Source organism: Streptomyces sp. NPDC104814 (assembly GCF_055583185.1).
In genome coordinates, this window is sequence record NZ_JBVJOL010000009.1 from 177,970 (window position 1) to 199,399 (window position 21,430).

Annotated in this window: 18 protein-coding genes; 11 read left to right on the forward strand and 7 right to left on the reverse strand. The window is 72.7% G+C overall.

All coding sequences use genetic code 11. From position 1 onward, the window contains the following. Window positions 1–10: 10 nt before the first annotated feature. From ACZ64A_RS27330 to ACZ64A_RS27370, 9 genes are all read left to right on the forward strand, one after another. Window positions 11–733, forward strand: coding sequence for a CIS tube protein (locus tag ACZ64A_RS27330; protein ID WP_469813988.1), 723 nt, complete (start codon window positions 11–13; stop codon window positions 731–733). Continuing rightward, window positions 730–2,556: a VgrG-related protein gene (locus ACZ64A_RS27335; protein WP_469813990.1), complete on the forward strand. Its 1,827-nt coding sequence runs from the start codon at window positions 730–732 to the stop codon at window positions 2,554–2,556. Before ACZ64A_RS27330 ends, ACZ64A_RS27335 begins: the two co-directional genes overlap by 4 nt. A 216-nt stretch (window positions 2,557–2,772) precedes the next feature. Then, on the forward strand, window positions 2,773–3,090 hold the full coding sequence (locus ACZ64A_RS27340; protein ID WP_469813992.1) for a PAAR domain-containing protein: 318 nt from the start codon (window positions 2,773–2,775) through the stop codon (window positions 3,088–3,090). Further along, on the forward strand, window positions 3,090–3,512 hold the full coding sequence (locus ACZ64A_RS27345; RefSeq protein ID WP_469813994.1) for a GPW/gp25 family protein: 423 nt from the start codon (window positions 3,090–3,092) through the stop codon (window positions 3,510–3,512). The genes ACZ64A_RS27340 and ACZ64A_RS27345 overlap by 1 nt, the downstream gene beginning before the upstream one ends. Then, entirely contained in the window at window positions 3,512–5,482 is a 1,971-nt protein-coding gene (locus ACZ64A_RS27350) for a putative baseplate assembly protein (protein ID WP_469814310.1), read from the forward strand. The genes ACZ64A_RS27345 and ACZ64A_RS27350 overlap by 1 nt, the downstream gene beginning before the upstream one ends. A gap of 37 nt (window positions 5,483–5,519) precedes the next feature. Next, entirely contained in the window at window positions 5,520–6,086 is a 567-nt protein-coding gene (locus tag ACZ64A_RS27355; protein ID WP_469813996.1) for a phage tail protein, read from the forward strand. A gap of 523 nt (window positions 6,087–6,609) precedes the next feature. Next, window positions 6,610–7,449: a zinc ribbon domain-containing protein gene (locus ACZ64A_RS27360; protein WP_469813997.1), complete on the forward strand. Its 840-nt coding sequence runs from the start codon at window positions 6,610–6,612 to the stop codon at window positions 7,447–7,449. A gap of 304 nt (window positions 7,450–7,753) precedes the next feature. Next, a complete protein-coding gene (locus ACZ64A_RS27365) occupies window positions 7,754–8,161 on the forward strand; it encodes a DUF3224 domain-containing protein (RefSeq protein ID WP_469813999.1) in 408 nt (135 codons plus the stop codon). 257 nt (window positions 8,162–8,418) lie between these two features. Further along, entirely contained in the window at window positions 8,419–9,003 is a 585-nt protein-coding gene (locus ACZ64A_RS27370) for a TerD family protein (RefSeq protein WP_469814000.1), read from the forward strand. Window positions 9,004–9,115: 112 nt separating this feature from the next. Here ACZ64A_RS27370 and ACZ64A_RS27375 read toward each other — a convergent pair whose 3' ends face one another. Together ACZ64A_RS27375 and ACZ64A_RS27380 are read right to left on the reverse strand one after the other, a co-directional pair. Next, on the reverse strand, window positions 9,116–9,691 hold the full coding sequence (locus tag ACZ64A_RS27375; RefSeq protein ID WP_469814002.1) for a DUF6817 domain-containing protein: 576 nt from the start codon (window positions 9,689–9,691) through the stop codon (window positions 9,116–9,118). Between the two features lie 91 nt (window positions 9,692–9,782). Beyond that, window positions 9,783–10,268 carry a hypothetical protein gene (locus tag ACZ64A_RS27380; RefSeq protein ID WP_469814003.1) on the reverse strand — a complete coding sequence of 162 codons (486 nt, stop codon included), beginning with the start codon at window positions 10,266–10,268 and terminating at the stop codon, window positions 9,783–9,785. A gap of 243 nt (window positions 10,269–10,511) precedes the next feature. Between ACZ64A_RS27380 and ACZ64A_RS27385 the strand changes: the two genes are divergently transcribed. Beyond that, complete coding sequence (locus ACZ64A_RS27385; protein WP_469814005.1) at window positions 10,512–12,836, forward strand: LPXTG cell wall anchor domain-containing protein; 2,325 nt, start codon at window positions 10,512–10,514, stop codon at window positions 12,834–12,836. Between the two features lie 141 nt (window positions 12,837–12,977). Here the strand turns inward: ACZ64A_RS27385 and ACZ64A_RS27390 are convergent, their stop codons facing one another. Both ACZ64A_RS27390 and ACZ64A_RS27395 read right to left on the reverse strand, forming a co-directional pair. Then, complete coding sequence (locus ACZ64A_RS27390; protein ID WP_469814006.1) at window positions 12,978–15,410, reverse strand: ABC transporter permease; 2,433 nt, start codon at window positions 15,408–15,410, stop codon at window positions 12,978–12,980. Then, a complete protein-coding gene (locus ACZ64A_RS27395; RefSeq protein ID WP_469814008.1) occupies window positions 15,410–16,141 on the reverse strand; it encodes an ABC transporter ATP-binding protein in 732 nt (243 codons plus the stop codon). Before ACZ64A_RS27395 ends, ACZ64A_RS27390 begins: the two co-directional genes overlap by 1 nt. Window positions 16,142–16,263: 122 nt before the next feature. On the opposite strand from ACZ64A_RS27395, the gene ACZ64A_RS27400 reads away from it, so the two are divergent. Beyond that, window positions 16,264–16,872: a response regulator transcription factor gene (locus tag ACZ64A_RS27400; protein WP_469814009.1), complete on the forward strand. Its 609-nt coding sequence runs from the start codon at window positions 16,264–16,266 to the stop codon at window positions 16,870–16,872. Window positions 16,873–17,060: 188 nt separating this feature from the next. On the opposite strand, the gene ACZ64A_RS27405 is transcribed toward ACZ64A_RS27400, so the two are convergent. From ACZ64A_RS27405 to ACZ64A_RS27415, 3 genes are all read right to left on the reverse strand, one after another. After that, complete coding sequence (locus ACZ64A_RS27405) at window positions 17,061–18,239, reverse strand: Cmx/CmrA family chloramphenicol efflux MFS transporter (RefSeq protein ID WP_469814011.1); 1,179 nt, start codon at window positions 18,237–18,239, stop codon at window positions 17,061–17,063. 380 nt (window positions 18,240–18,619) lie between these two features. Then, window positions 18,620–20,674: a sensor histidine kinase gene (locus ACZ64A_RS27410; RefSeq protein ID WP_469814013.1), complete on the reverse strand. Its 2,055-nt coding sequence runs from the start codon at window positions 20,672–20,674 to the stop codon at window positions 18,620–18,622. 249 nt (window positions 20,675–20,923) lie between these two features. After that, the gene (locus tag ACZ64A_RS27415) at window positions 20,924–21,331 is read right to left on the reverse strand and encodes a hypothetical protein (RefSeq protein WP_469814015.1); all 408 of its coding nucleotides are present in this window, start codon (window positions 21,329–21,331) and stop codon (window positions 20,924–20,926) included. Between the last annotated feature and the right edge of the window lie 99 nt (window positions 21,332–21,430).

Consider the following 21,430-nt stretch of genomic DNA (forward strand, 5'->3'; position numbering starts at 1 on the left):
AAGCCACGGCATGTTCTCAGCGGTCCGCTCCAGCCGGGCCCGGGCCCAGCTCACCCTGAAGGAGCCCCCGACCTCCGTCGGCGCCAAGCCCGGCGGGACGATCGGCCGGCTCGACCTCCAGTTCAACCCGTCCACGCTCCAGCTGCGCAAGACCACCGAGTGGCGGCGCACCCCGTCCCGGATGGCCGGGCAGTCGGCGCTGCCCGAGTTCGTCGGCAGCGGCCCGCGCGAGCTGAGCCTGGAGGTGTTCCTGGACGCCACCGCCACCCACGACAACTCCGTGGAACTTGCGGTGGAGACGCTGATGGAGGCGTGCGTGCCGACCCCGGCCAGCCTCGGCCGCAAGAAGCCGGCCAGCCCGTGGGTGCGGTTCGAGTGGGGTACGGCGCGCACCACCTCGTTCGACGGCGTGCTGTCGAGCCTGTCGGTGACGTACACGCTCTTCGACGTGGACGGCAAGCCGCTGCGGGCCACCTGCGCGCTGTCCATCGAGGAGGCGAGCGTCGACCCGCCGGGGCAGAACCCGACATCCGGGTCGCGCACCGCCCGCAGCACGCACACCGTCGTCGCCGGCGACAGCCTCGCGCTGCTGGCGTGGCGGGAGTACGGCGACGCGACGGCCTGGCGGGTCATCGCGGAGGCCAACGACATCGACGACCCGATGGCGCTCGTACCCGGCACCGAACTCGTGGTGCCCGGGCTGCGCGACGCCGGGGCCGAGGAGGAGCAGTGACGACACCCGAGGCCCGGGGCGGCCGGTCGTTCGCGGCGGACCCCGTCATCGAGACGCCCGGCGAACTCCCGCGGATCTGGGCCGCGCAGCTGGTGGGCTGCGTGGTCGACGAGAACATGGGGCTGCCGGACGCGGCGGTGCTCACCTTCCGCGACCCCGACCACGAATTCCTGAGGGCGACCGGCATCACCATCGGCACGCCGGTGCGGGTGTCGGTGGTGACCGTCTCGGGGCAGGCGCGGGAGCGGCTGTTCGACGGCGAGGTGACCGGCCTGGAGGTCGACCGCGACCGCACCGGCTCGTTCACGGTGGTGCGCGCCTACTCCCGGGCGCACCGCCTGCAACGGGGCCGCAAGGTCGTGGCGTACCGCAACATGACGGCGGAGGCGATCGTCCGCAAGGTGGCCGCGGGCGCCGGGCTGGCGTGCGGCCGGGTCGAGGCGGCGCCCGTCACCTACCGGCAGCTGTCGCAGGCCAACGTCTCCGACTGGGACTTCCTGCAGTACCTGGCGCAGGAGAGCGGCGCGCAGGTGCACGTCGACGACAAGGGGCTGCTGCACTTCGCACCGCCACGGAAGGCGTCGGGGGCGCCCGCGCCGTCCACCTCGGCCACCCGCGATCCGATGGTCCTGGAGTACGGGCGCAACCTGCTGGCGCTGCGGGCCTCGCTGTCGGCCGCGGACGGCGCCTCGCAGGTGGAGGTGCGCGGCTGGGACGTCACGACGAAACGGCCGCTGGTGGCGCGCGCGCAGTCGGTGGAGAGCGACACGGTGGTGCCGGGGCTGAGCCCGGCGCTGAGCGCGCGGTTCGGCAGGTCGTCCAAGCTCACCGTCACCGACACGCCGTACCGGACGCAGGCGGAGACGACGGCCGCGGCGGACGCGACGGCCGCGCACGTCAGCGCCTCCTTCGGCGAGCTGGAGGCCGTGGTGGAGGGCAACCCGCGGCTGCGGGCGGGCCTGCCGGTCGCGCTCGGCAACGTCGGGCAGGCGTTCTCCGGCCGGTACACGGCGACGGCCGTCCAGCACGTCCTGGAGCCGCACGGCGGATACCGGACGACGGTCTGGGTCAGCGCCAGCCCGGACCGCTCCCTGACCGGCCTGGTGACCGGGGCGAACGCCCCGGCCCGCAGCCCGCGCATGCCCGGTCTGGCGATCGGCGTGGTGACGGACGTACGGGAGCCGGGCGGCTCGGAGAGCGGCGCCGTACGGCTGAAGTTCCCCTGGCTGGACGACACCTACGTCACGGACTGGGTGCGGACCGTGCAGTGGGGCGGCAAGGGCGGCGGGGGAGTGGTCAGCCCCGAGGTCAACGACGAGGTGCTGGTCGGCTTCGAACAGGGGCTGCTGGACAGCCCGTACGTCATCGGCGGCCTCTACAACGGCGTGGACACCCCCTCGGCGCACGACGTGCCGCTCGTCGACGGCACCAGCGGCCGGGTCAACCGCCGTTCCCTCGTGTCGCGTTCGGGACACCGGGTGGAGCTCCTCGACGCCCGGGCGCCGGGTCCCTCCGGCGTCCGGCTGCGCAGTGCCGACGAGCGCCTCGAGGTGTTCCTGGACGACCGGCGGGACCGGATCGAGCTGACCGTGTACGCCGGCCGGACCCGGCAGGCGCTGACCTCCGTACGGCTCGACAGGAAGGGCATCACGCTGGACGCCGGCCGGGGCGACGTGAGCGTGTCCGGCCGCAACGTGGACATCCAGGGCCGGGTCGGCGTGAACGTCGCGGGCCGCAAGGTCCGCGTGTCCGGCAGCTCGGAGGTCACCGTCGACGGCGGCCTGCTGGGCGTCCTGAAGGCCAAGCTCATCCGCATCAACTGAGCCCGCGGACCTCTTGATCCGCCCCACGCATCTCTCGGCCCGCCCCACGCACCCGTCAACCGCCCGCACATCCCTCGATCCGCCCCCGCACACCGGTCAACCACCCGCACATCCCTCGACCGACCCCCCGACCGGCCCGCACCCCGCCACCGACCCACCCCTCTCGACCGATCCCGTGCACCGTCCGGGCGGTCGGGCCGACGAAAGGAGCGCCGTATGCCGGCCGCAGCCCGCAGCGGTGACCCCACCAACCACGGCGGTGTCATCGCCACCCCGCCGCCCGGCGCCGCCACGGCGGTCGCGACCGTGCTCATCGGTGGCCGTCCCGCCGCCGTCGCGGGCAGCCTGCACACCTGCGCCGTACCCCCGCACCTGGCGCTGGGCCCGGGCAACGTGGTCATGCCGGACCCGGCGGCCCTCGCCCGCAGCCGCGTCCTCATCGGCGGGCTGCCGGCCGCGCGCATGCGCGACAAGACCTCGTGCGGGGCGATGATCTCGGCCGGCCACCCGACCGTGCTGATCGGGGGCGAGTGATGAGCGAGCGGTTCATCGGCCGCGGCTGGGCGTTCCCGCTGCGCGTCGGACCGACCGGCGGGATCGCCATGGTCGAGCGGGAACGGGAGATCGAGGAGGCCATCCGGCTCGTCCTCGGCACCGCGCCCGGCGAGCGCCCGATGCGCCCCGAGTTCGGCTGCGGCATCCACGAGTACGTCTTCGCGCCCGGCGACGGCGCCACCGCCGGGCGCGTCGCCCGGCAGGTGCGCGAGGCACTGGAGCGCTGGGAGCCGCGCATCGCGGTGGACGACGTGGTGGTCGCCTACGACGCGGTCGAGGCCGGGACCCTGTACATCGACGTGCACTACACCCTGCGTTCCACCAACGACCGGCGCAACCTGGTCTTTCCCTTCTACACGATCCCCTCCGAGGAGGGGGCCGAGGAATGGGGCGCCGCCTGATGGCCCTGCCCTCCCCCAACCTGGACGACCGGCGCTTCCAGCAGCTCGTCGACGAGGCGAAGCGGTACGTGCAGCAGCGCGCCCCGGAGTGGACCGACCACAACGTCTCCGACCCGGGCGTCACCCTGATCGAGACGTTCGCCTACCTCGTCGACCAGTTGCTGTACCGGCTGAACCGGGTGCCGGACAAGAACTACACCGCTTTCCTCGACCTGCTCGGCATCCGCCTGTTCCCGCCCGCGGCGGCCGTCGCCGACGTCGACTTCTGGCTGTCCGCGCCGCAGCCCGACACGGTGACGCTGCCCGCCGGCACCGAGGTGACCACGGCGGGCGGCGAGGCGGATGCGGCCGTCACGTTCACCACCACCGACGAACTGCGCATCGTGCCCAGCGAACTGGTCCGGCTGGTCACCGCGCCCCGCACCGGCGAGCAGAGCGACCGCACCGGCGAACTCGCCGAGGGCCGCGACGTGCCCGCCTTCCAGGCGGCGCCGGAGGCGGGCGACGCGCTGCTGTTCGGCCTGCCGGCGGCGGTGCCGCGCTGCGTGGTCGCCGTACGCCTGGACAGCCGCGTCGAGGGCATCGGCGTGGACCCGCGCCAGCCCCCGCTGGTGTGGGAGGCGTGGGACGGCTCCGGCTGGCGGATCTGCGAGACCGGCGAGGACTCCACCGGCGGCCTGAACCGCCCCGGCGAGGTCATCGTGTACATCCCGGCCGGGCACACGGCGTCCGTGATCGGCGGCGTCCGCGCCGGCTGGCTGCGCTGCCGGGTCACCGAGCCGGAGCCCGGCCAGCCGTTCTACTCCGAGTCCCCGACGGTCCGTGAGGCGTCGGTGTTCACCGTGGGCGGCACCATGACGGCCGAGCACGCGCAGACCGAGACCGACGTGCCGCTCGGCATCTCCGAGGGGGTCGCCGGGCAGACGTTCCGCATCGGCCGGCCGCCCGTCCTCCTCGACCGGGAGCCGCCCGTGGTGGAGGTGTCCTCCGCCGACGGCTGGCAGCGCTGGGAGATCGTCGAGCACTTCGGCCGCTCGCAACCGGCCGACCGCCACGTCCGGGTCGACGCCACCACCGGTGAGTTCACCTTCCCGCCCGCGCTGCGCGAAGCCGACGGCACCCTGCGCCAGTGCGGCGCGGTGCCGCCCAAGGGCGCCTTCGTGCGGGTGGCCCGCTACCGCACCGGCGGCGGCCCCGCCGGCAACGTCGCCCGCGGCGCGATCTCCGTCCTGCGCAGCTCCGTCCCGTACATCGCCCGGGTCGTGAACCGGGAGGCGGCGAGCGGCGGCGTCGCCGGCGAGACCGTCGCCAACGCCAGACTGCGGGCGCCGGACGCGCTGCGGATGCAGGAACGCGCGGTCACCGCCGACGACCACGAGACCATCGCCCGTCAGGCGGCCCCCTCCCTGCGCCGGGTGCGCTGCCTGCCCGCCGGGGGCGCGGGCGCGGTACGGGTCCTCGTCGTGCCGGACGCGGTCGCCGACGAGGGCGACGACCGGCTCCGTTTCGAGCAGCTCATCCCGTCCGAACAGGTCCTGCGGGCGGTCACCGCGCAGCTCGACGAACGCCGGCTGATCGGCACCCGGCTCGTCGTCGAACCGCCCGTCTACCAGGGCGTCACCGTCGTCGCCCGGCTCGCAGCGGCGCCCGGCGCCACCGACCGCGTCCGCGACGCCTGCCTCGCCGCCCTGTACCGCCACCTCAACCCGCTGACCGGCGGCCCCGACGGCGCCGGCTGGCCCTTCGGCCGGCCCGTCCAGTACGGCGACGTCTTCGGCGTGCTGCAAAACGCCGCCGGTGACGCGCTGGTCGAGGAGATCCTGCTGTTCCCCGCCGACCCCGTCACCGGGCGGCGTGGGGCGCCGACGGACCGCATCGACGTGTCCGCGGGCGCACTGGTCTTCTCCTACCAGCACCAGGTCGTGGTCACCGCGGTGGAAGCGCAGGACCGGGGAGAGGTGCGGGGATGAGCGCGTCCGCCACCGCCGCACGGACGGAGGACCGCGGATGAGCCGCGCCGCGATACCCGGGCTGCCGAGCCGGTACCCGATCGGCGGCCACCTGCCCGCGCTGTACGCCGACGACGACTTCGCGCAGCGCTTCACCGCCGGACTGGACACCGTCCTCGCCCCGGTCTTCGCCACGCTCGACAACCTGCCCGCCTATCTGGACCCGCGGGTGGCCCCTGCCGACTTCCTTGCCTGGCTGGGCTCCTGGGTGGGCGCCGCCGACGATCCCGCGTGGCCGGTGGAGCGACGCCGCGAGGCGGTCGGCCGCGCGGTGGAACTGCACCGGTGGCGCGGCACCCGGCGCGGCCTCGTCGAGGCGCTGCGGCTCGCCCTCGGTGTGCACGCCGAGGTCGCCGGCGACGGCGCCGCGGTCTGGTCGGCCACCCCGGGCGCCGACCTGCCGCCGCCGCCCCCCGCCGAGGTCCTGGTCCGGGTGTGGCCCGAAGACGGCGGCCGGGTGGACCCGGACCGGGTCCGGCAGGTGGTCACGGCCATGTGCCCCGTGCACACCGTCTGCCGCCCGGAGATCCTGCCCGGCCCGCCCACCGACGACGAAGGGAGGTGACGTCGTGCGCGCCTGTCCCGCGTGCGGGGCGTCCAACGACCCCACCGACGACTTCTGCGGCAACTGCGGCGCGTACTTGGGCTGGTCGGACCGCAGGTCCGCCCGCGACACGTCCGCCGGTCCGCCCGCACCGGCTCCCGGCGAACCGTCGTCGCCGGACCCGGAGGAGCCGCCGACGGCCGAGCAGCCGCCTACGGCCGAGCCGTCACGCGGCGGAACCGTGCCGAGGCCGTCCCCGGCCGGCTCCGGGACGGCACCGGAGGGCACTCCGCCGGCGACTGGTGACCGGGCCGCGCCGCGCGCGGCCGATGACCGGTCCCCGGCGTCCGCCGTCGCCACCCCGCCCGAACCGGAACGGCCGGCCGCGACGACCGCCTCCGTGCCGCGCACCCGCCGCGGGGGCCACAGCCCCGCCGGGACAGGGGACCGGACCACGCCCCCCGTCGCGGACCCGGCTCCCGCGGCGCGTCCGGCCTCGCCCCCCGCGACGCCGACGCCGCCCGCGCCTCCCTCCCCTTCAGCCGTGGCACCGAGCGCGCCCATGCCCGCTCCCGACCCGGCCCCGGACCCGGCCCCCGCCCCGGTCCAGCCGGTGCTCCCCGCCAAGCCGGTGGCCCCCCGTCCCGTCGTACGGCCGGTGGCGGCGGCCGATGACGACGACGTGACGGGGCCGCCCTGCCCCTCCTGCGGGGTGCCCAATCCACCCGGCCGCCGCTTCTGCCGGCGCTGCGCGGCCCCGCTGGACCCCGTCGCACCGCCCGAGGCGCTGCCCTGGTGGCGGACCGTGTGGCCGTTCCGCCGCGGGGTGCGCTCGGGTTCGGGCAGGGCGGTGCGGCTGCTGGTGATCCTGTTCGTGGTGCTGGCCCTGTGCGCCGGCGCGTTCCTGCTGCTCCCGGCCGGACGGGCCCTGTTCGAGGACACGCGGGACAAGCTGGGCAACGCCCGGCAGGTCACCCCGGTACGGACGACGGCGAGCGCCGAGTCCCCGGGTCACCCGGCCACGAACACCACCGACGGCGTGAGCAACAGCTACTGGGCCGCACCCGCGGCGGGCGCGACGGTGACGTACACCTTCGGCACGCCGTTCCGGCTGGTCGACGTCATCGTCAGCAACGGCTCCTCCCCGGACCCGCAGGAGTACGCCGGCCAGGCGCGCGCCCTGCGCATGGACCTGGTGGTGACGACCCGCGACGGCGAGCAGCACCGCAGCGAACTCACCCTGGCCGACAAGCCGGGCCCGCAGACGTTCCCCACCGGATACAGCGACGTCCACACGGTCAGCCTGACCCTGCGCTCCCCGGCCGGCCTGGCACAGGGCCGCCGACTCGCCCTCGCCGAGGTCGAGTTCTTCCAGCGCACCTGACACGAAAACAACTCTTCCATGGGCCGGGCTCCAGGTGATTGCTCTTGGAGTGCCCGGCCCGGATCAGCGGCGTTGGCAGTGCCCTGATGACCTGCCAGGTGCTACGAAGCCACGAGGCAGCAACTCCAGCTTTGCACGCGTGGCCAACTGTCGCATTCTGGAGGGGAGGTGACGTCCGCTGTGGAAGCCCCAGGTGTGCTCGCCCTTGGGCACGTCCACGCCGTTCCGAGCGCCTCCCGGGTCGGGGGAGAAGGGAGCCCCGTGGCGCAGCCGCGTTGTCAGACCTCCCCGGTACGGTCGGCGTATGAGAGCTACCGCAACTTTCACCGTCAAGGCGTTCGTCCCGACTGAGCTCAAGCCCGAGCCTGCCGTATCCACTGGCCTGCCGGTAGGGGTGGCGACCATGGAGAAACACTTCGACGGAGAGGTCGTGGGACGCTCGGCGACCCTGTTCACTGCCGCGTTCGATCAGTCGACCGGCGTCGGCACCTATGTGGCCATGGAGTCCTTCGAAGGCTCGCTGCAGGGACGGGAGGGGGCCTTCAACTTCGTGCACTCGGCGACAACAACGGGCAGCGACCGCACGGCGGAGTTCTTCACCATCGTGCCTTCAAGCGGCACCGGCGAGCTGGCCGGTATCTCCGGTGCCGGTGGAATGGCCGTCGACGCCGACGGTACGCATCGCATCTGGTTCGACTACCAAATCGGCTGAATGTCGCCAGTGATCACGCCTGCTGATACTGAGCGGCCCACTGACGGGGGGACAGGGGCCGCTCAGCACCCGCAATTATGCACGTGATGACAGCCGGCAGAACCCGTTGTGCGGCATTGGCGCGAGTGGCCGTCACCGCGTGGGAGAGGCGCGGTCCTCGCCTCCCGGATGCGAAGAAGGGGCGACCGCTTGGAACCGCCGAGGACCCGGGCAGACTCTGCATGGTGTAGTTGCGCTTTGAAAGGGATGGCCGATACATGATCACGCTCACCAAAGAAGACGGCCCGGCGGACCTCGACGGGGTCACACATCTGTCCATCGGGGTCTCCTGGGATGCCACGGCCGGCAGCAGCGGCGGAGTGCTGGGCGCGCTGCGTCGCAAGCAGGGCACGGACCTCGACCTGATTGCCGTCGCCATGCAGGGCGCTGACCCGGTGCGCCTGGCTGGTCTCGACTCGCTCGACCCCATGGGAAACGGCTCCTTGGTGCACAGTGGCGACAACCAGACGGGGCACGGGGCCGGCGACGACGAGACGGTGACCGTCGAGTTCGCCCGGATACCGCCCCACATCACCTCGATCGTGTTCGTCGCCGCCGCATTCAAGAAGGGCAGCTCCTTCCAGAAGGCGCGCAACATCAGCTTCAAGGTCTACGACGCGACCGGCGGCAGCTCCCAGCAGGTCGCCGACATCTGGCCCAGCCTCCTCACCCAGGACAACGGCTGCGCGGTGGCCAAGGCGGTGCGCCACGGCGAAACCTGGAAACTCGAAGTGATCAACCAGCCCGGGAAGATCAAGCAAGGCGACGAACACGCCCTGATGCGCTTCGCCATCAGCAAGTAAGGCGACCCGAGAATCTGGAGCGGTGTCGTGCCGGTGACCCGCGTCACCGGCACGACACCGCCGCTGAGGTCCAGCTCGGATCACTGCTCCGCTCGAATGGTCCTCACCGCGGTTACGGTCGGGCGTCGCCGCCGAGTTGCCGGGTGCAGGCGGCCCGTGCCGGGGCGGAGAGCAGGTCGCGCGACCGGGTGAAGAGGCCGTACAGGGCGGTGCCGTACCGGGCTGCCAGGTCTTCGTTGTGCGCGAGGACGTCCAGTTCGTTCGCGGCGGTGATCTCCATGAAGGCGCGCAGGTCGGCGTCGCACGGGGCGTGCTCGTCCCCGGTGAAGCGGTCGCGGAAGACCACCGGAGCGGCCCCGCCGAGCAGGGGATATACGGCGTCCCGGTCGCAGCTGCCGTAAAGGTGGACCAGTGCCTCGGCGCGCTCGCCGATGAGGTCGGCCAGCGCGGCGCGTTCGGTCGTGCTGAGCAGGGCCTGATCGAACCCGTCGGTGCCGTAGGCGGCATGGCACAGCCCAGCCGCCTGGACGTCGACATCGGCACCCCACTCGGCCAACAGCCGTGCCACGCGCAAGAGATGGGCCAGCAGGGTGCCGCCCGGGTGGGGGATGCTGTCGGCGCCACGGTCGCGCAGGAAGTCCTCGACGTGGGTCCAGGAGGACACGGATTCGCTCGGGCTCGTCGTCACGTCACGAGTCATAGCCGTGACGCGACCTTCGGAGCAACCCGATCCGCGGTGATGTGCCACCCCCGCCCCCTCCCGAGACGGCGGGATGGCCTCACCCCTCACCCCCACCCCACTCCGCGAACTCGTCCACCACCCTCCTGAGCCGCCAGTCCGCCCCCTTCGTGAAGACGCCCCGCAGTTCGGCGACGGGGACCGCGGCCGGACGGTAGTCCTCGTCCTCGTAGAGGTCCTCGTGGTCCGGGTCCTCCATCGGATCACCAGGAACCCCCACGAAGGGGCCTTCCCACACCTCGGGGTCGTCCGGAGCGCCGGGGTTGTGCTTCCACACCGCACCGGCGCGCACACACACCTCGCCGAGATACCAGGCGGGGACGGTGACCTCGGGGGTCTGCCGGGCGGCGCGCAGCTGCGCCGCCGTGCCGAACCGGGCCCTGACCACCGCCTCCAGCCGGTCGACCGACTCCGGCGAGAAGTCCCAGACACCCGGATGGGCGGCGCTCCACTCCGGGAACGCGGCCTCCTGCTGCCGCAGCCACGCGTGAAGCCGGGGGTGGTCCGTCCACTGCTGCTCGCTCATGCCGACAGCGTACGGGCCGGATCGAGGGCCCGGCCAAGCCCCCGCCGAACGCCGTCCCGAGACCGTACTCAGGCGTAACGAACAGGAGGAAAAAGGAAGTTGAACGCGACGCGGGCGGGAAAACCTTGGGTTTCCTGTGCGTCGGGTGACTAGCGTGTCCGCTCGACGCCGTGAGCACGGGGGCCCTGGCGTCGCATCGTTTCCTCCCCACCGGCTGTGGGCTCCCGGGGAAGACAGATTCGCGTGAACCATCCCAACAGCAGACGCGGCCGGCGCATATGGGCGCGCGCGGCCGTCGCGCTCGCCACCGTCGGCATCCTCTCCTTCAGCGGCCTGCCCCAGCTTCAGGGCACGGCGGACGCGGCCGCCCGGGCACAGCGCTGCGACGAGATGTTCGGCCTGACCGGCACCACCCCGACCAACCCGGCCGACCTGCCGTGGGCGGCCGGGGACGCGGTCCGGCCCGAGACCGACTGGGACACCTACGGGTACACGAACCAGCGGATGGCCATGAACGGCCTCACCTTGCCCGACGATCAGCAGCAACGCGACGCGATCCTGGACAAACTCACCAAGCCCTACAAGATGTACGCCGAGGGCACCAAGGAGCGCGTCTACGCCACCTACAAGAACTACCTCCAGCGCAACGGAGGCTCCGACACCAAGTACCGCGGCTTCCAGAACTGGCTGCAAGAGGCCTACATCGACGTGTACGGCCGCAACCCGCGCGGCAACGCCTTCCACGCCAAGATCGTCAAGGACCTCGGGCTGACCGGGCCGGACTGGATCTGCGAGGAGACGGTCACGGTCACCGACCCGGAGACGAAGCAGTCCTACAAGCGGCGGTTCGACGCCTTCAACCGCCGGACTCAGGAAGCGGTCGAGATCAAGTCCGGCGGCAACCACGACGCGAGCCAGGCCCCGAAGGACCGTGCGTTCCTGAAGGACCCCAACTACAAGGACTACAAGCTCCGGTACGCCTTCGGTGAGACGCAGTCCGAGGACACCCGGCGGTTCACGGCCGGCCTCAAGCAGCTCGCGGGCTCCGGCCGGGTGGCCACGTACGAGCACATAGCCACCCCGGAGCCGGAGTACACCCCGGGCAAGTACACCGCCCAGGACACCTCCAAGAGCCTCGGCCGCGGCTCCGAGGTCGTCCGGGAGTCGCCGCGGACCGCCGAGGAGATGGCGCAGCGCAACGCGCGGATGCGCGCCGGCGACCCGCAGGGGCTGCGCGGGCGCGGACCGGGCGGAGTGGACTTCTCCACCCTCGAACTGCGCTATGTCGGCAAGCCGGTCAAGGGCCAGGGCCTGAACTACTCGTTCGGCGCGAAGAAGGTCGACGAGTCCGCCGGCCTCGGCTACGGCGGCAAGGAAAAGGCCCAGCTCATCTCGGACAGTTTCTTCACCTGGCTGGCCCTGACGCCGGACCGGTTCTGGGTCAATCTCAACCCGGACCAGCCCGACCGGATCATGGACAAGACGTTCGGCACGACCGACGCCGGACGCGTCCTGCTCCAGGCCGACCTGGAGATGAAGCACGACTTCGCGAGGGACATGGACCCGCGCACCGGGGTGGGCAAGAAGCTCTTCGACACGCTCGCGGCGGAGAACATCCCCTGCACCCACGGCGTGCGGAACTGGATCGTGCCCAAGCCGGCGGTGGTACGGGAGCAGGACGGCGGCCTGTACATCCTGGACGCCCCGCTGCAGGTCAACTCCGTACCGCAGGAGGTCAGGACGCCGAGCCCGAACGGTCCGTGCAACCTCACCGAGGCCCAGCACAAACGGGTACAGCAGCTCATGGACTCGATGATCGTGCCCGACATCGAGAAGAAGGTGAACACCGGCGCCACGTACGCCGACCTGCGCCGCGTGTACAGCGCGCGGGTCGCGGCCGAGTGGATCCGCCGCCAGGACGCCGCGTCCCCGACGGACTACCACGCGTTCATCAACAGCAACAAGGTCACGGACTGGCCGCTGCGGGGCAGCAACCGCTCCTGGACACCCGAGCAGACGTACAAGGAGTACGTGAAGTCCTTCACCGAGGGCGACTACAGCTACCCGTGCGAGAAGGCCGGCCAGCCGGCCACCTGCGTGTCGGGCGGTGTCGACTTCTCCAAGGCGCCGAAGAAGAACATCGACAAGGCGCAGTTCCGCACCCAGCACACCTATCTCCCGCGCACCACGGAGATCTCCGTCAAGGCCCTGACGGACGACGCCGAGAACAAGGGTCTGCTCGCCCTCGGCGGCAACACAGCCGCGCACACCGGGACCGGCGGGGGCACCCCGACCCCGACGCCCACACCCACACACAAGCCGACACCGACCCCCACCGGCGGCTCGTCGACTCCCGCGGCCACGCCCACCCCCAGCCCCGGGCACACCGCCCAGGGTGACGGCCACCAGCCGCCGTCCGCACCGCCCAGCGACAACGGCGGCGGGAGCGGGGGCGGTCTGGCGAACACCGGCACCGAGGTCGCAGGCGTCGCGGCGGCAGCCGCACTGCTGCTTGCGGCCGGCGCAGGCCTGGTCTGGTGGCGCCGCAGGTCCACCGACACCCGCTGATCCGACCGGACCGAGAGCCTGAGGGGGGCAGGGCCGACTACGGCGGCCCCGCCCCCTTCGTCATGCGAGCCGGTCGGCGAGCCGGCGCTCCCTCGTCGGGACAAGGGGACGGGGACAGGGCAGCCGGCTCGTGGCCCGGACTCACTCCCGTCCGCCCACCGCCTCCGCTGCCTGCCGGCGCAGCGCGACGCGGGCCGGCAGGGCCGTCGCCGTCAGGGCGAGGCCTGCGGCCACGGCGAGTACCGTCGCGTAGGCCGGGAGTGGGATGTAGGGGGTGGCCGTGCCGGTCATACCGCTGCTGAACGCCGTCAGCGTGGCTGCCGACAGGGCCGTGCCGAGTACCGCCGCGATCGTCAGCGCGGTGAGGGTCTCCAGGCGGAGCATCCGCAGGATCTGCCGGCGCGTGGTGCCGACCAGGCGCAGCAGGGCCAGTTCGCGGGTGCGGTCGGCGGTCGACATGGCGAGCGTGTTGACCACCGCGATCGCGGTGAAGGCGATCACCAGGCCCATCGCGACGTAGTTGACCTCGGCGTCGGGCGCCGCCTGCTGGACCGCCTGCGCCCGGTCGAGGACGGCGGCCCCGGGGACGGCCGCCGCCACGTCGCTACGGCTCAGTCCCGGCGCGGCGACGAGGAGCGTGCCGGTCGGATCGTCCACGTGCCGGGCCACCAGGCCGTGGTCCAGGGTGAGTTCGCCGAAGCCGAGACCGCGCGCGTAGACCGCGATGACACGCAGGGCGAGCGGAGTGCCGTCGCCGAGGGTCAGCTTCACCTCGCCGCCCACGCCGGCACCCAGGCGGTCGGCCGCGTTCTCGCTGACGGCGACGGTGCCGGGCCCGAGCCGGTCCATGGAGCCCGACACGACCCCGAGGTCGGAGGTCCGGTCGAGGCCGCGCGGGGTGACCCCCTGCGCGCCGTACTTCGTCAGGCCCACCCGGACCGATGTGTGCAGCACCTCGGTGACCGCCACCACCCCGTGACGTGTGCGCAGCCGTGCGGCCGATACGGCGGGGACGTGCGGGCCCAGTACGTAGTCGGCCCTGTTGCCGTCGGCCGCCTCCCTCTGCGCGGCGTGGCCCAGCGTCGTCGGGACGAACAGGATCGTGCAGGTCACTCCGATCATCAACGTCAACGGGACGACCACGGACGCCAGTCGGCGGGCCCGGCTGCGCAGGTTGGCGGCGGCCAGGTAGCCGCTGACGCGTGAGGTGCGCAGCACGATCCCGAGCGGTGCGAGGGCCGCCCGTACCAGGAGCGGGCCGAGCAGCGCCACGGCGACGGTCCACAGCAGCGCGGTGACCATCGTCAGGGGTCCGGAGGCCGCTTCGGTGGTCAGCGTCGACAGGACGAGCGTCAGCGTCACCGCTCCCGCCGACGCCACCGCTCCGCCCGTCAGCCTGGTCCACGGCAGCCGCGCGGTCGGCAGCGCCGCCTCGCCGAGCGCCTCGACCGGCCGTATGCGCGCCGCGCGCCGGGCCGAGAGCCGCGCCGCCGCCCAGGCCGCGACCAGCGTGGCCAGCACGGCCGCCGCCGCCGGGAACGGACTGACGACAAGCTTCAACTGCTCCGGCAGCGCGCCCAGAGCGACGAAACGCGACCGCAGCCAGAATCCGACACCGATGCCGAGGCCCGCGCCGCACACCGAGGCGACGGCGGCGACGAGCAGCGCCTCGCCACCCAGCAGGGCGCGCAGCTGCTTCGGTGTCGCAGCGACGGCCCGCAGCAGGGCGATCTCCCGCTGCCGCTGCTGCACGGACAGGGCGAACGTGCCCACCACGACCAGCACCGCCACGAGGAGCGCCGTGCCGCCCAGCGCACCGCCCAGGCTGATCAGCTTGATCCGCGCCTGCTCGGCGTCGAAGAACTCCGCCTTGCCGCGTTCCTCACCCTCGTACGCGAGGACCTCGCCGGGCCGCAGCACCTTCGAGACGTCCGCCTTGGGGAAGACCCCGATCGCGGTGACCTGACCGGGCCGGCCGGCCAGTCGCGCCGCCTGTGCGGGCGTGAAGAAGAGCGTGCGCTGGCTGGGCAGGTGCTGCGCCGTGACGCCGACGACCCGGTACGTGGCCGGTCCCGCCGAGGTCACCGTCTCGATCCGCGATCCGACCCGCTGCCCGGCAGCGGCGTCCACGACGACCTCGTCCGCGCTCTTCGGGGCCCGCCCGTCGGCCAGTGTGAACGGAGTCAGGGCCGCCGAGTCCCAGCCGTGGCCGAGCGCCTCGCGCCCGTCCGCGGTGTGGACCGGGAAGGTCACCTCGGACACGACCTCGCGGACCCCGGGCCGAGCGCGCAGCTCACCCGCCAACGAGGCGTCGATCCAGCGCCGTTCGGCGATCTGCTTGGCCTTGTGCTTCGTCTTGCCCTTCGACTTGGTGACGGTCTGGTGCACGTACTGGTCCCCGGCGACGACGACCGGCGTGCCCGCGTACCGCTCGGGGGCCACCGTGCCGCGCAGCCCGGTCTCCAGCAGCATCCCGCAGCCGGTGATCAGCGCCGCGGCGCACAGCAAGGTCACGAAGGCGCCCGCGAAGGCGGCCTTGCGGTGGCGCAGCGTCTTCAGAGCGAAACCGATCATCACGTCCACGCTCCCAGCCGTGTCATCCGCTCGGCGACCTTGTCCGCCGTGGGGTCCGTCATCGCGTCCACGATCCGGCCGTCGGCCAGGAACAGCACGGTGTCCGCGTACGCGGCCGCCATCGGGTCGTGCGTCACCATCACCACCGTCTGGTGCATGGCGTCGGCCACGTCGCGCAGCAGCTTCAGCACCTCGCGTGCCGTCACGGTGTCCAGGGCGCCGGTCGGTTCGTCGCCGAAGACGACCTCGGGGCGCGTGATCAGGGCCCGGGCGATCGCCACCCGCTGCTGCTGGCCGCCGGAGAGCTGGGCGGGGCGGTGACCGGTGCGGCCGGTGAGGCCGACCCGGGCCACGATCTCGTCCAGCCACGGGCGTTCGACGCGGGCGCCGGCGAGCCGCATCGGCAGCGTGATGTTCTCCAGGACGTCCAGGGCCGGGATCAGGTTGAAGGACTGGAAGACGAACCCGACGCGGCGGCGCCGCAGTTCGGTCAGCTTCGTCTCGTTCATCCCGGACAGCTCCGTGTCGCCGAGCCGCACCGACCCGGACGACGGAGTGTCGAGCCCGGCGGCACAGTGCAGGAACGTGCTCTTGCCCGACCCGGAGGGCCCCATCACGGCGGTGAACGAACCCCGGGGGATCCGCACCGACACCTCTCGCAGGGCGGCGACCGCACCCTGCCCCTTGCCGTAGACCTTGCTCACGGCTTCCAACCGCACTGTGTCCGTCATGAGTTCCACCCTGCCGACCAGGAAGGACGTCTCCCACAGACCTCGTCCCGGATCGACCATGACCTCGTCATGATCCGGACACTGCTGTACATTGCGCGAGGACAAAAGGGGGATCTTCGACGGTGATACGCGTACTGCTCGCCGAGGACCAGCACATCATCCGCACCGCCCTGGCGACCCTGCTCGGCCTGGAGGACGATCTGGACATCGTCGCCGAGGCCGACTCGGGCGCGGCGGCGCTCTCCATGGCCCTGGTGCACCAGCCCGACGTGGCCGTCCTCGACATCGACATGCCCGGCGAGCTGGACGGCCTAGACGCGGCGGCACAGATCACCGCGAAGGTGCCCCGCTGCCGTCTGCTGATGCTCACCGCGTACGGCAAACCCGGCCATCTGCGCCGGGCCCTCGCCGCTCAGGTGCACGGCTTCGTCCTGAAGACCGCGCCCCCCGACGACCTGCTGGCCGCCGTCCGCGAGGTCGCCGCGGGCGGCCGGGTCCTCGACCCCTCCCTCGCGGTCACCGCCTGGGACCTCGCCGACAACCCGCTCACGTCCCGGGAGGCGGACGTGCTGCGCCTGGTGGCGGCGGGCGCGGAGGCCACGGAGATCGCCACGGAACTGCACCTCTCGGCGGGCACCGTACGCAACTACCTGACCGGGATCGTCGCCAAACTCAACGCCCGCAACCGCACGGACGCGGTCCGCATCGCCTCCGAGGCGGGCTGGATCTAGCGCCGCTCCCGCGGCACATGTCGGGTGGTTCGCGGCGTCCGGTGCGGAGCATCGCAAGGCGGAGCATCGCCCGCGTACTGGATGTACTCGGGTGATGCGACAACGCGGCGAGGTGCCGTGCCGGGCGTCGCGAGCCGGTGAACCTTTCCGGTCGCAGCACTAGCTGTTCAAGGGGGCGTTCGCGTGTATCACTGGAGCATCCCGGCGCTTCGGCCGGCCGCGACCACCGTGCGGAGGGGGAACGCGATGAGCAGCGCGGCAGCGAGGAGCAGTCCGCTTGCCCACAGCGGCCCCAGGGCCCCGGCCGCGGTACCGAGAGTGGCCGCGCCAATGAGGGGGCCGGCGGCGGCACCGATGTTGAGGGCCGCGGTCGCATACGAGCCGGCCATGGTGGGGGCTCCGGCCGCCTCGTAGAGGACCCGGGTGATCAGTGTGCTGCCCAGCGCGAACGACAGCGCGCCCTGCACGAACACGAGGGCGAACAGGGCGACCGGCTGGTGGGCCAGCATGGCCAGGGCCGGCCAGCCGAGGAGCAGCAACGGACCACCGACTGCGAGGACCGGACCGGGACGCTGGTCGGACAGTCGGCCGGCGGCGGTGACGCCGACGAAGGAACCGGCACCGAAGAGCACCAGCGCGACAGAGACCCACAACTCGTCGAGTCCGGCGGCGTCGGTCACCACGGGGGCGAGGAAGGTGAAGCTAGCGAACGTCGCCGCGTTCACCAGCGCGCCGAGCAGCATCACCAGGATCAGCCGCGGCCGGGTGAGCTGGGCGAGCTCTGCTCTCAGGGCCGGCCCGCCGGTCGCCTCTGCCTTCACCCGTCCCGTGGGGACCCCTTTCAGGACGCCGAGAGCCGCAGGCAGGCAGAGTGCGGCAACGGCCCAGAAGGTGGCCCGCCAGCCGAGCAACGCGCCGAGTACCGAACCACCGGGGACACCGGCGATCGTGGCCACCGTCGTGCCCGACAGCAGCACGGCCAGCGCACGCCCCTTCTCATCGGGCGAGACCAGCGTGGCAGCAGCCGTCAGGGCAACGGCGAGGAACCCGGCGTTCGCGAGCGCGGCGACGACCCGGGTGGCGAACAGGACCGGGAAGCTCGTGGTGAGGGCGCCCACAGCGTGGGCTGCCGCGAAAGCGAGGACGAACCCCAGAAGGCTGGAGCGCCTGGACCAGTTGCGGGCAAGCGCGGCCACCAGGGGGGAGCCGACGATCATGCCGACGGCGAAGGCCGAGGTGAGCACGCCTGCCGTCCCGACGGTGACGCCGAGCTCTGAGGCGATGTCCGGCAACAGGCCGGCGAGCATGAACTCCGAGGTGCCCATGGCGAAGACCGCCAGGGCAAGCAGGTACAGCGGGAGAGGCATCGAGTGGCTCCGGGGTGAGGAGAGGCACGAGAAGGTCATCTCGTCACCGCGGCCAGCCCCAGGGCACACGCGTCCCACCGCGGATGCGGCGCGACGACAGGGCTACGAACTCAGGGGTTCAGGGGGCTGACGGCGTGACCGAAAGCCCCCACCTGGTCCGACTCAGGACTCGACATGGCCCGCACGCTACCCGACCGATGCCCGTCGAGGCACCTCGGTTTCACCGGCATCGGCCTGTGTCACCAACGTCATGTCCCGCAACACCTGGGGCCCGCTCCCGCGGCACACGTCGGTTCCCAGGGCCCCGCTGCCGCGGCACGATCCGGCCCTCGGGGTCCGCTCCTGCGGCGCATGTCGGCTCCTGGCCCTCCCTGCCCAGGTCACTTCGGTTGCCGCGCCGCGCCGGGCAGCCACGCCTCCAGCGTGTACCAGCCGCCGGCCGTCGCGGTTGTGAGTGTGCCGTCCAGGGTGGCCAGACGGGTTGTCAGATTGCCGATGCCCGACGAGCCCGGGCGGCGGCCGGAGGAGCCCGACACCCCGTCGTTGCGGACCCTCAGCACCGTGCCGCCGGACACGGGCTCGGTGCTCATCTCGCAGAGCGTGGCCGAGCTGTGCCGGAGCACATTGGTGACGGCTTCCCGCAGCCCCGCGCTGAGCACCCTCTCCGCAGCGGGCTCCAGCGCCCCGTGCGCCAGGCGCACCTTCGCCTCGATTCCGGCCGCGGCCAGCACCGAGCGCGCCGACTCGGCCTCCGTGGAGAGCACCATCGGCACCTCACCGCCCGAGGCCGCCCGCAGATCCGCTTCACCGCGCTCGGTCATGGCGAGGACGTCGGCCAGTTCCGTACGGGCCCGCTCCGGCGGCAGCCGACGGGCCAGCTCGCACTTGAGCAGGATGGCCGCCAGGCTGTGGCCCAGGAGATCGTGCAGGTCCCGGGCGGCCCGCAGGCGCTCCTCGACCACGGCCGCGCGGGTCTGGCGGTGCCGGTCCAGATGGAGTTCCCGGATGATCTGCGCCTGCCGCAGCAGCCCGTACACGACAAGGCCCGTCACCACACTCGACACGCCGTAGTTGACGGTGAGCGCGGCCGACAGCCCCAGGCGGGCCCCCACCGCGCACACCGCACCCGCGACCACGGCCACCAGCGGCCACGCCACCCGCCAGGGCAGGGCGAGGAGCAGCGGCCCGGCGACGAACCCGGGGGCGCCCAGCCACGCCTGCCCGAACACCGGCACGGGAAGGAACGCGAGCAGTGTCATCACCGCGAGCTTGTAGGGGTGGCGGCCGTGGACGGAGGACAGCTGCAGATAGACGATCACGGCGAACCCGGCCGCCGCGGGCGCCAGTCGGGGCCCGTCGAGCATCAGCAGGGCCTTGCCGCAGAACCCGGCCAGGACGACGGTGAGCAGCGCGAGCGACAAGCGGTACGCCTGCCGGTCGTCCGCTCCTTCCGCTGCGGAAGCGGCCGCTTGCGGCAGTACCGCCTCGGTGAAGTGCCGTCCCATGGGGGTGAGCCCGGTGGTGACGCGGCCGCCGGCCTCGGCGAAGCGGGCCGGTACGTCCCCGAGGATCTCGTCGTCGGCGGTCCGGGCCGAATCGCTGACGACGCGCAGACCGACCCGGCCGTGACCGGCGTACGTCTCGATGCGGCAGCTGGTGGCCCCCCGCTGGACCACTGCGGTCACCGCCTCGCGCAGCACATGGGCGAGCAGCGCCCCGGACGGGCCCAACGGCTCGGCGTGTCCTGTGTGCATCTGCGCCCGGATCCCGGCGGCGGCCAGCAGGGCGCGCGCCGTGGTCAGCTCCGGCGCCAGGGACATCGCGCGGTAGGAGGCGGCCGACTGCCGGGCCGAGGCGAGACAGCTGCGCGCCTTGCCGGTCACCTCGGCGAGTACGGCGGACGCGCGGTCCGGGCGGGCCAGCGCGGCCCGCGCACCGTTGCCGATCTCGGCGAGGCCCCGCCCGAGTCCGTCGCCGAGCTCGGCGGCGATGCGCAGCCGTTCCTCGGCGACTGCGGCCACGACGGCAGCCACGCGGGCGGCGTCCGCGGCCTCGGCGCGCTCGGTCAGCCTCGTCAACCCGTACACCACCAGGGCGGTCAGCACCATGGTGATCGCCGCGTCCACGGACCCGAGGACGAGCGCGCTCACCGCCACCGGCGCCGTGAGGAGCGGCCAGGGCCGGCGGCACAGCAGCAGGGAGCCGCCGAGGAATCCGAGAATCCCCACGGACGCGCCGGAGGCGAGCACCGCGGCGTACCCGACGGCGGCCTGCCCGGCGAGCAGCCACGGCCCGCGCAAGCGGCGCAGCGCCGGCAGTACGTGGCAGAGCTGAAGGGCGAACACCCCGACCGCCGGAAGGGAGCCGCCGATCACATAGGCGGCGGCGAAGGCGGCCAGCACCACCACCGTGCTCGCCCTCGCTGATCGCGTCACCACGCCCCCCGGCCTGCCGGCCCCCACCGACCCGGGGGGATAGTACGCCAGAGGACGCCGGGGCAGACGCCATGGCCCCAACGGTCCGCAGCTGAGGGCTGGCCCCAACGGCCCGCAGCTGGGGGCGAGGAAAGGACCGTCACGGACGAGGCCGTTCCTGTCGAAGGTCCCGTAGAAGCGGCAGGGCCCAGCGCCGCGTTCTTCCGCGCGCGAGCCCGCTTTCGGTGCTTGCCCGGGTGCCGGCAGGGGCTACCTGGGTGTGATGTACCCGGTGTACACCCACGACTCGTTGTGCTTCGGCCCGGAGGCCCCGTCGCGGGTGAAGCCCATGAAGGACACGTAGTTGTTGGGCCCTTCCTTGAAGTCGTAGTCGCAGACGACCGGGCCGTTGAGCGAACCGTTCGCGTCCGAACACTCGCCCTCCCGCCCGGAGCCGTCGTAGGCGTACCACTTGACGACGGCACGTTCCCCGTCGGCCCTCAGGTCGTCGACGATGAACTTGTCACCGTTGCCGTCGAAGCAGATGCTGTAGTACGCCGTCTGGTCCGCGTTGCATGTCTTCGTGTAGGCCTGAGCGGGCGCCGTGGCGGCAACGCTGCCGGCCACGACGAGCCCCAGCACCCCCACCGAGGAAGCGAACTTCCGTACGACTGACATGGAAACCCCCTTGCGGCCCGCCGTTCTCGACCGGGCTGTCCGATCGGAAGCAGTGAGCTCCGGGGAAGGTTTTCAGCGACCCCGCTGTGACTCAAGGTA

Excerpts from the sequence above, each read along its gene's own strand:
- ACZ64A_RS27330 (WP_469813988.1), top strand. The coding sequence starts at position 11 with ATGTTCTCAGCGGTCCGCTCCAGCCGGGCCCGGGCCCAGCTCACCCTG.
- ACZ64A_RS27340 (WP_469813992.1), top strand. The coding sequence starts at position 2,773 with ATGCCGGCCGCAGCCCGCAGCGGTGACCCCACCAACCACGGCGGTGTC.
- ACZ64A_RS27345 (WP_469813994.1), top strand. The coding sequence starts at position 3,090 with ATGAGCGAGCGGTTCATCGGCCGCGGCTGGGCGTTCCCGCTGCGCGTC.
- ACZ64A_RS27350 (WP_469814310.1), top strand. The coding sequence starts at position 3,512 with ATGGCCCTGCCCTCCCCCAACCTGGACGACCGGCGCTTCCAGCAGCTC.
- ACZ64A_RS27355 (WP_469813996.1), top strand. The coding sequence starts at position 5,520 with ATGAGCCGCGCCGCGATACCCGGGCTGCCGAGCCGGTACCCGATCGGC.
- ACZ64A_RS27365 (WP_469813999.1), top strand. The coding sequence starts at position 7,754 with ATGAGAGCTACCGCAACTTTCACCGTCAAGGCGTTCGTCCCGACTGAG.
- ACZ64A_RS27370 (WP_469814000.1), top strand. The coding sequence starts at position 8,419 with ATGATCACGCTCACCAAAGAAGACGGCCCGGCGGACCTCGACGGGGTC.
- ACZ64A_RS27380 (WP_469814003.1), bottom strand. The coding sequence starts at position 10,268 with ATGAGCGAGCAGCAGTGGACGGACCACCCCCGGCTTCACGCGTGGCTG.
- ACZ64A_RS27390 (WP_469814006.1), bottom strand. The coding sequence starts at position 15,410 with ATGATCGGTTTCGCTCTGAAGACGCTGCGCCACCGCAAGGCCGCCTTC.
- ACZ64A_RS27395 (WP_469814008.1), bottom strand. The coding sequence starts at position 16,141 with ATGACGGACACAGTGCGGTTGGAAGCCGTGAGCAAGGTCTACGGCAAG.
- ACZ64A_RS27405 (WP_469814011.1), bottom strand. The coding sequence starts at position 18,239 with ATGCCTCTCCCGCTGTACCTGCTTGCCCTGGCGGTCTTCGCCATGGGC.
- ACZ64A_RS27415 (WP_469814015.1), bottom strand. The coding sequence starts at position 21,331 with ATGTCAGTCGTACGGAAGTTCGCTTCCTCGGTGGGGGTGCTGGGGCTC.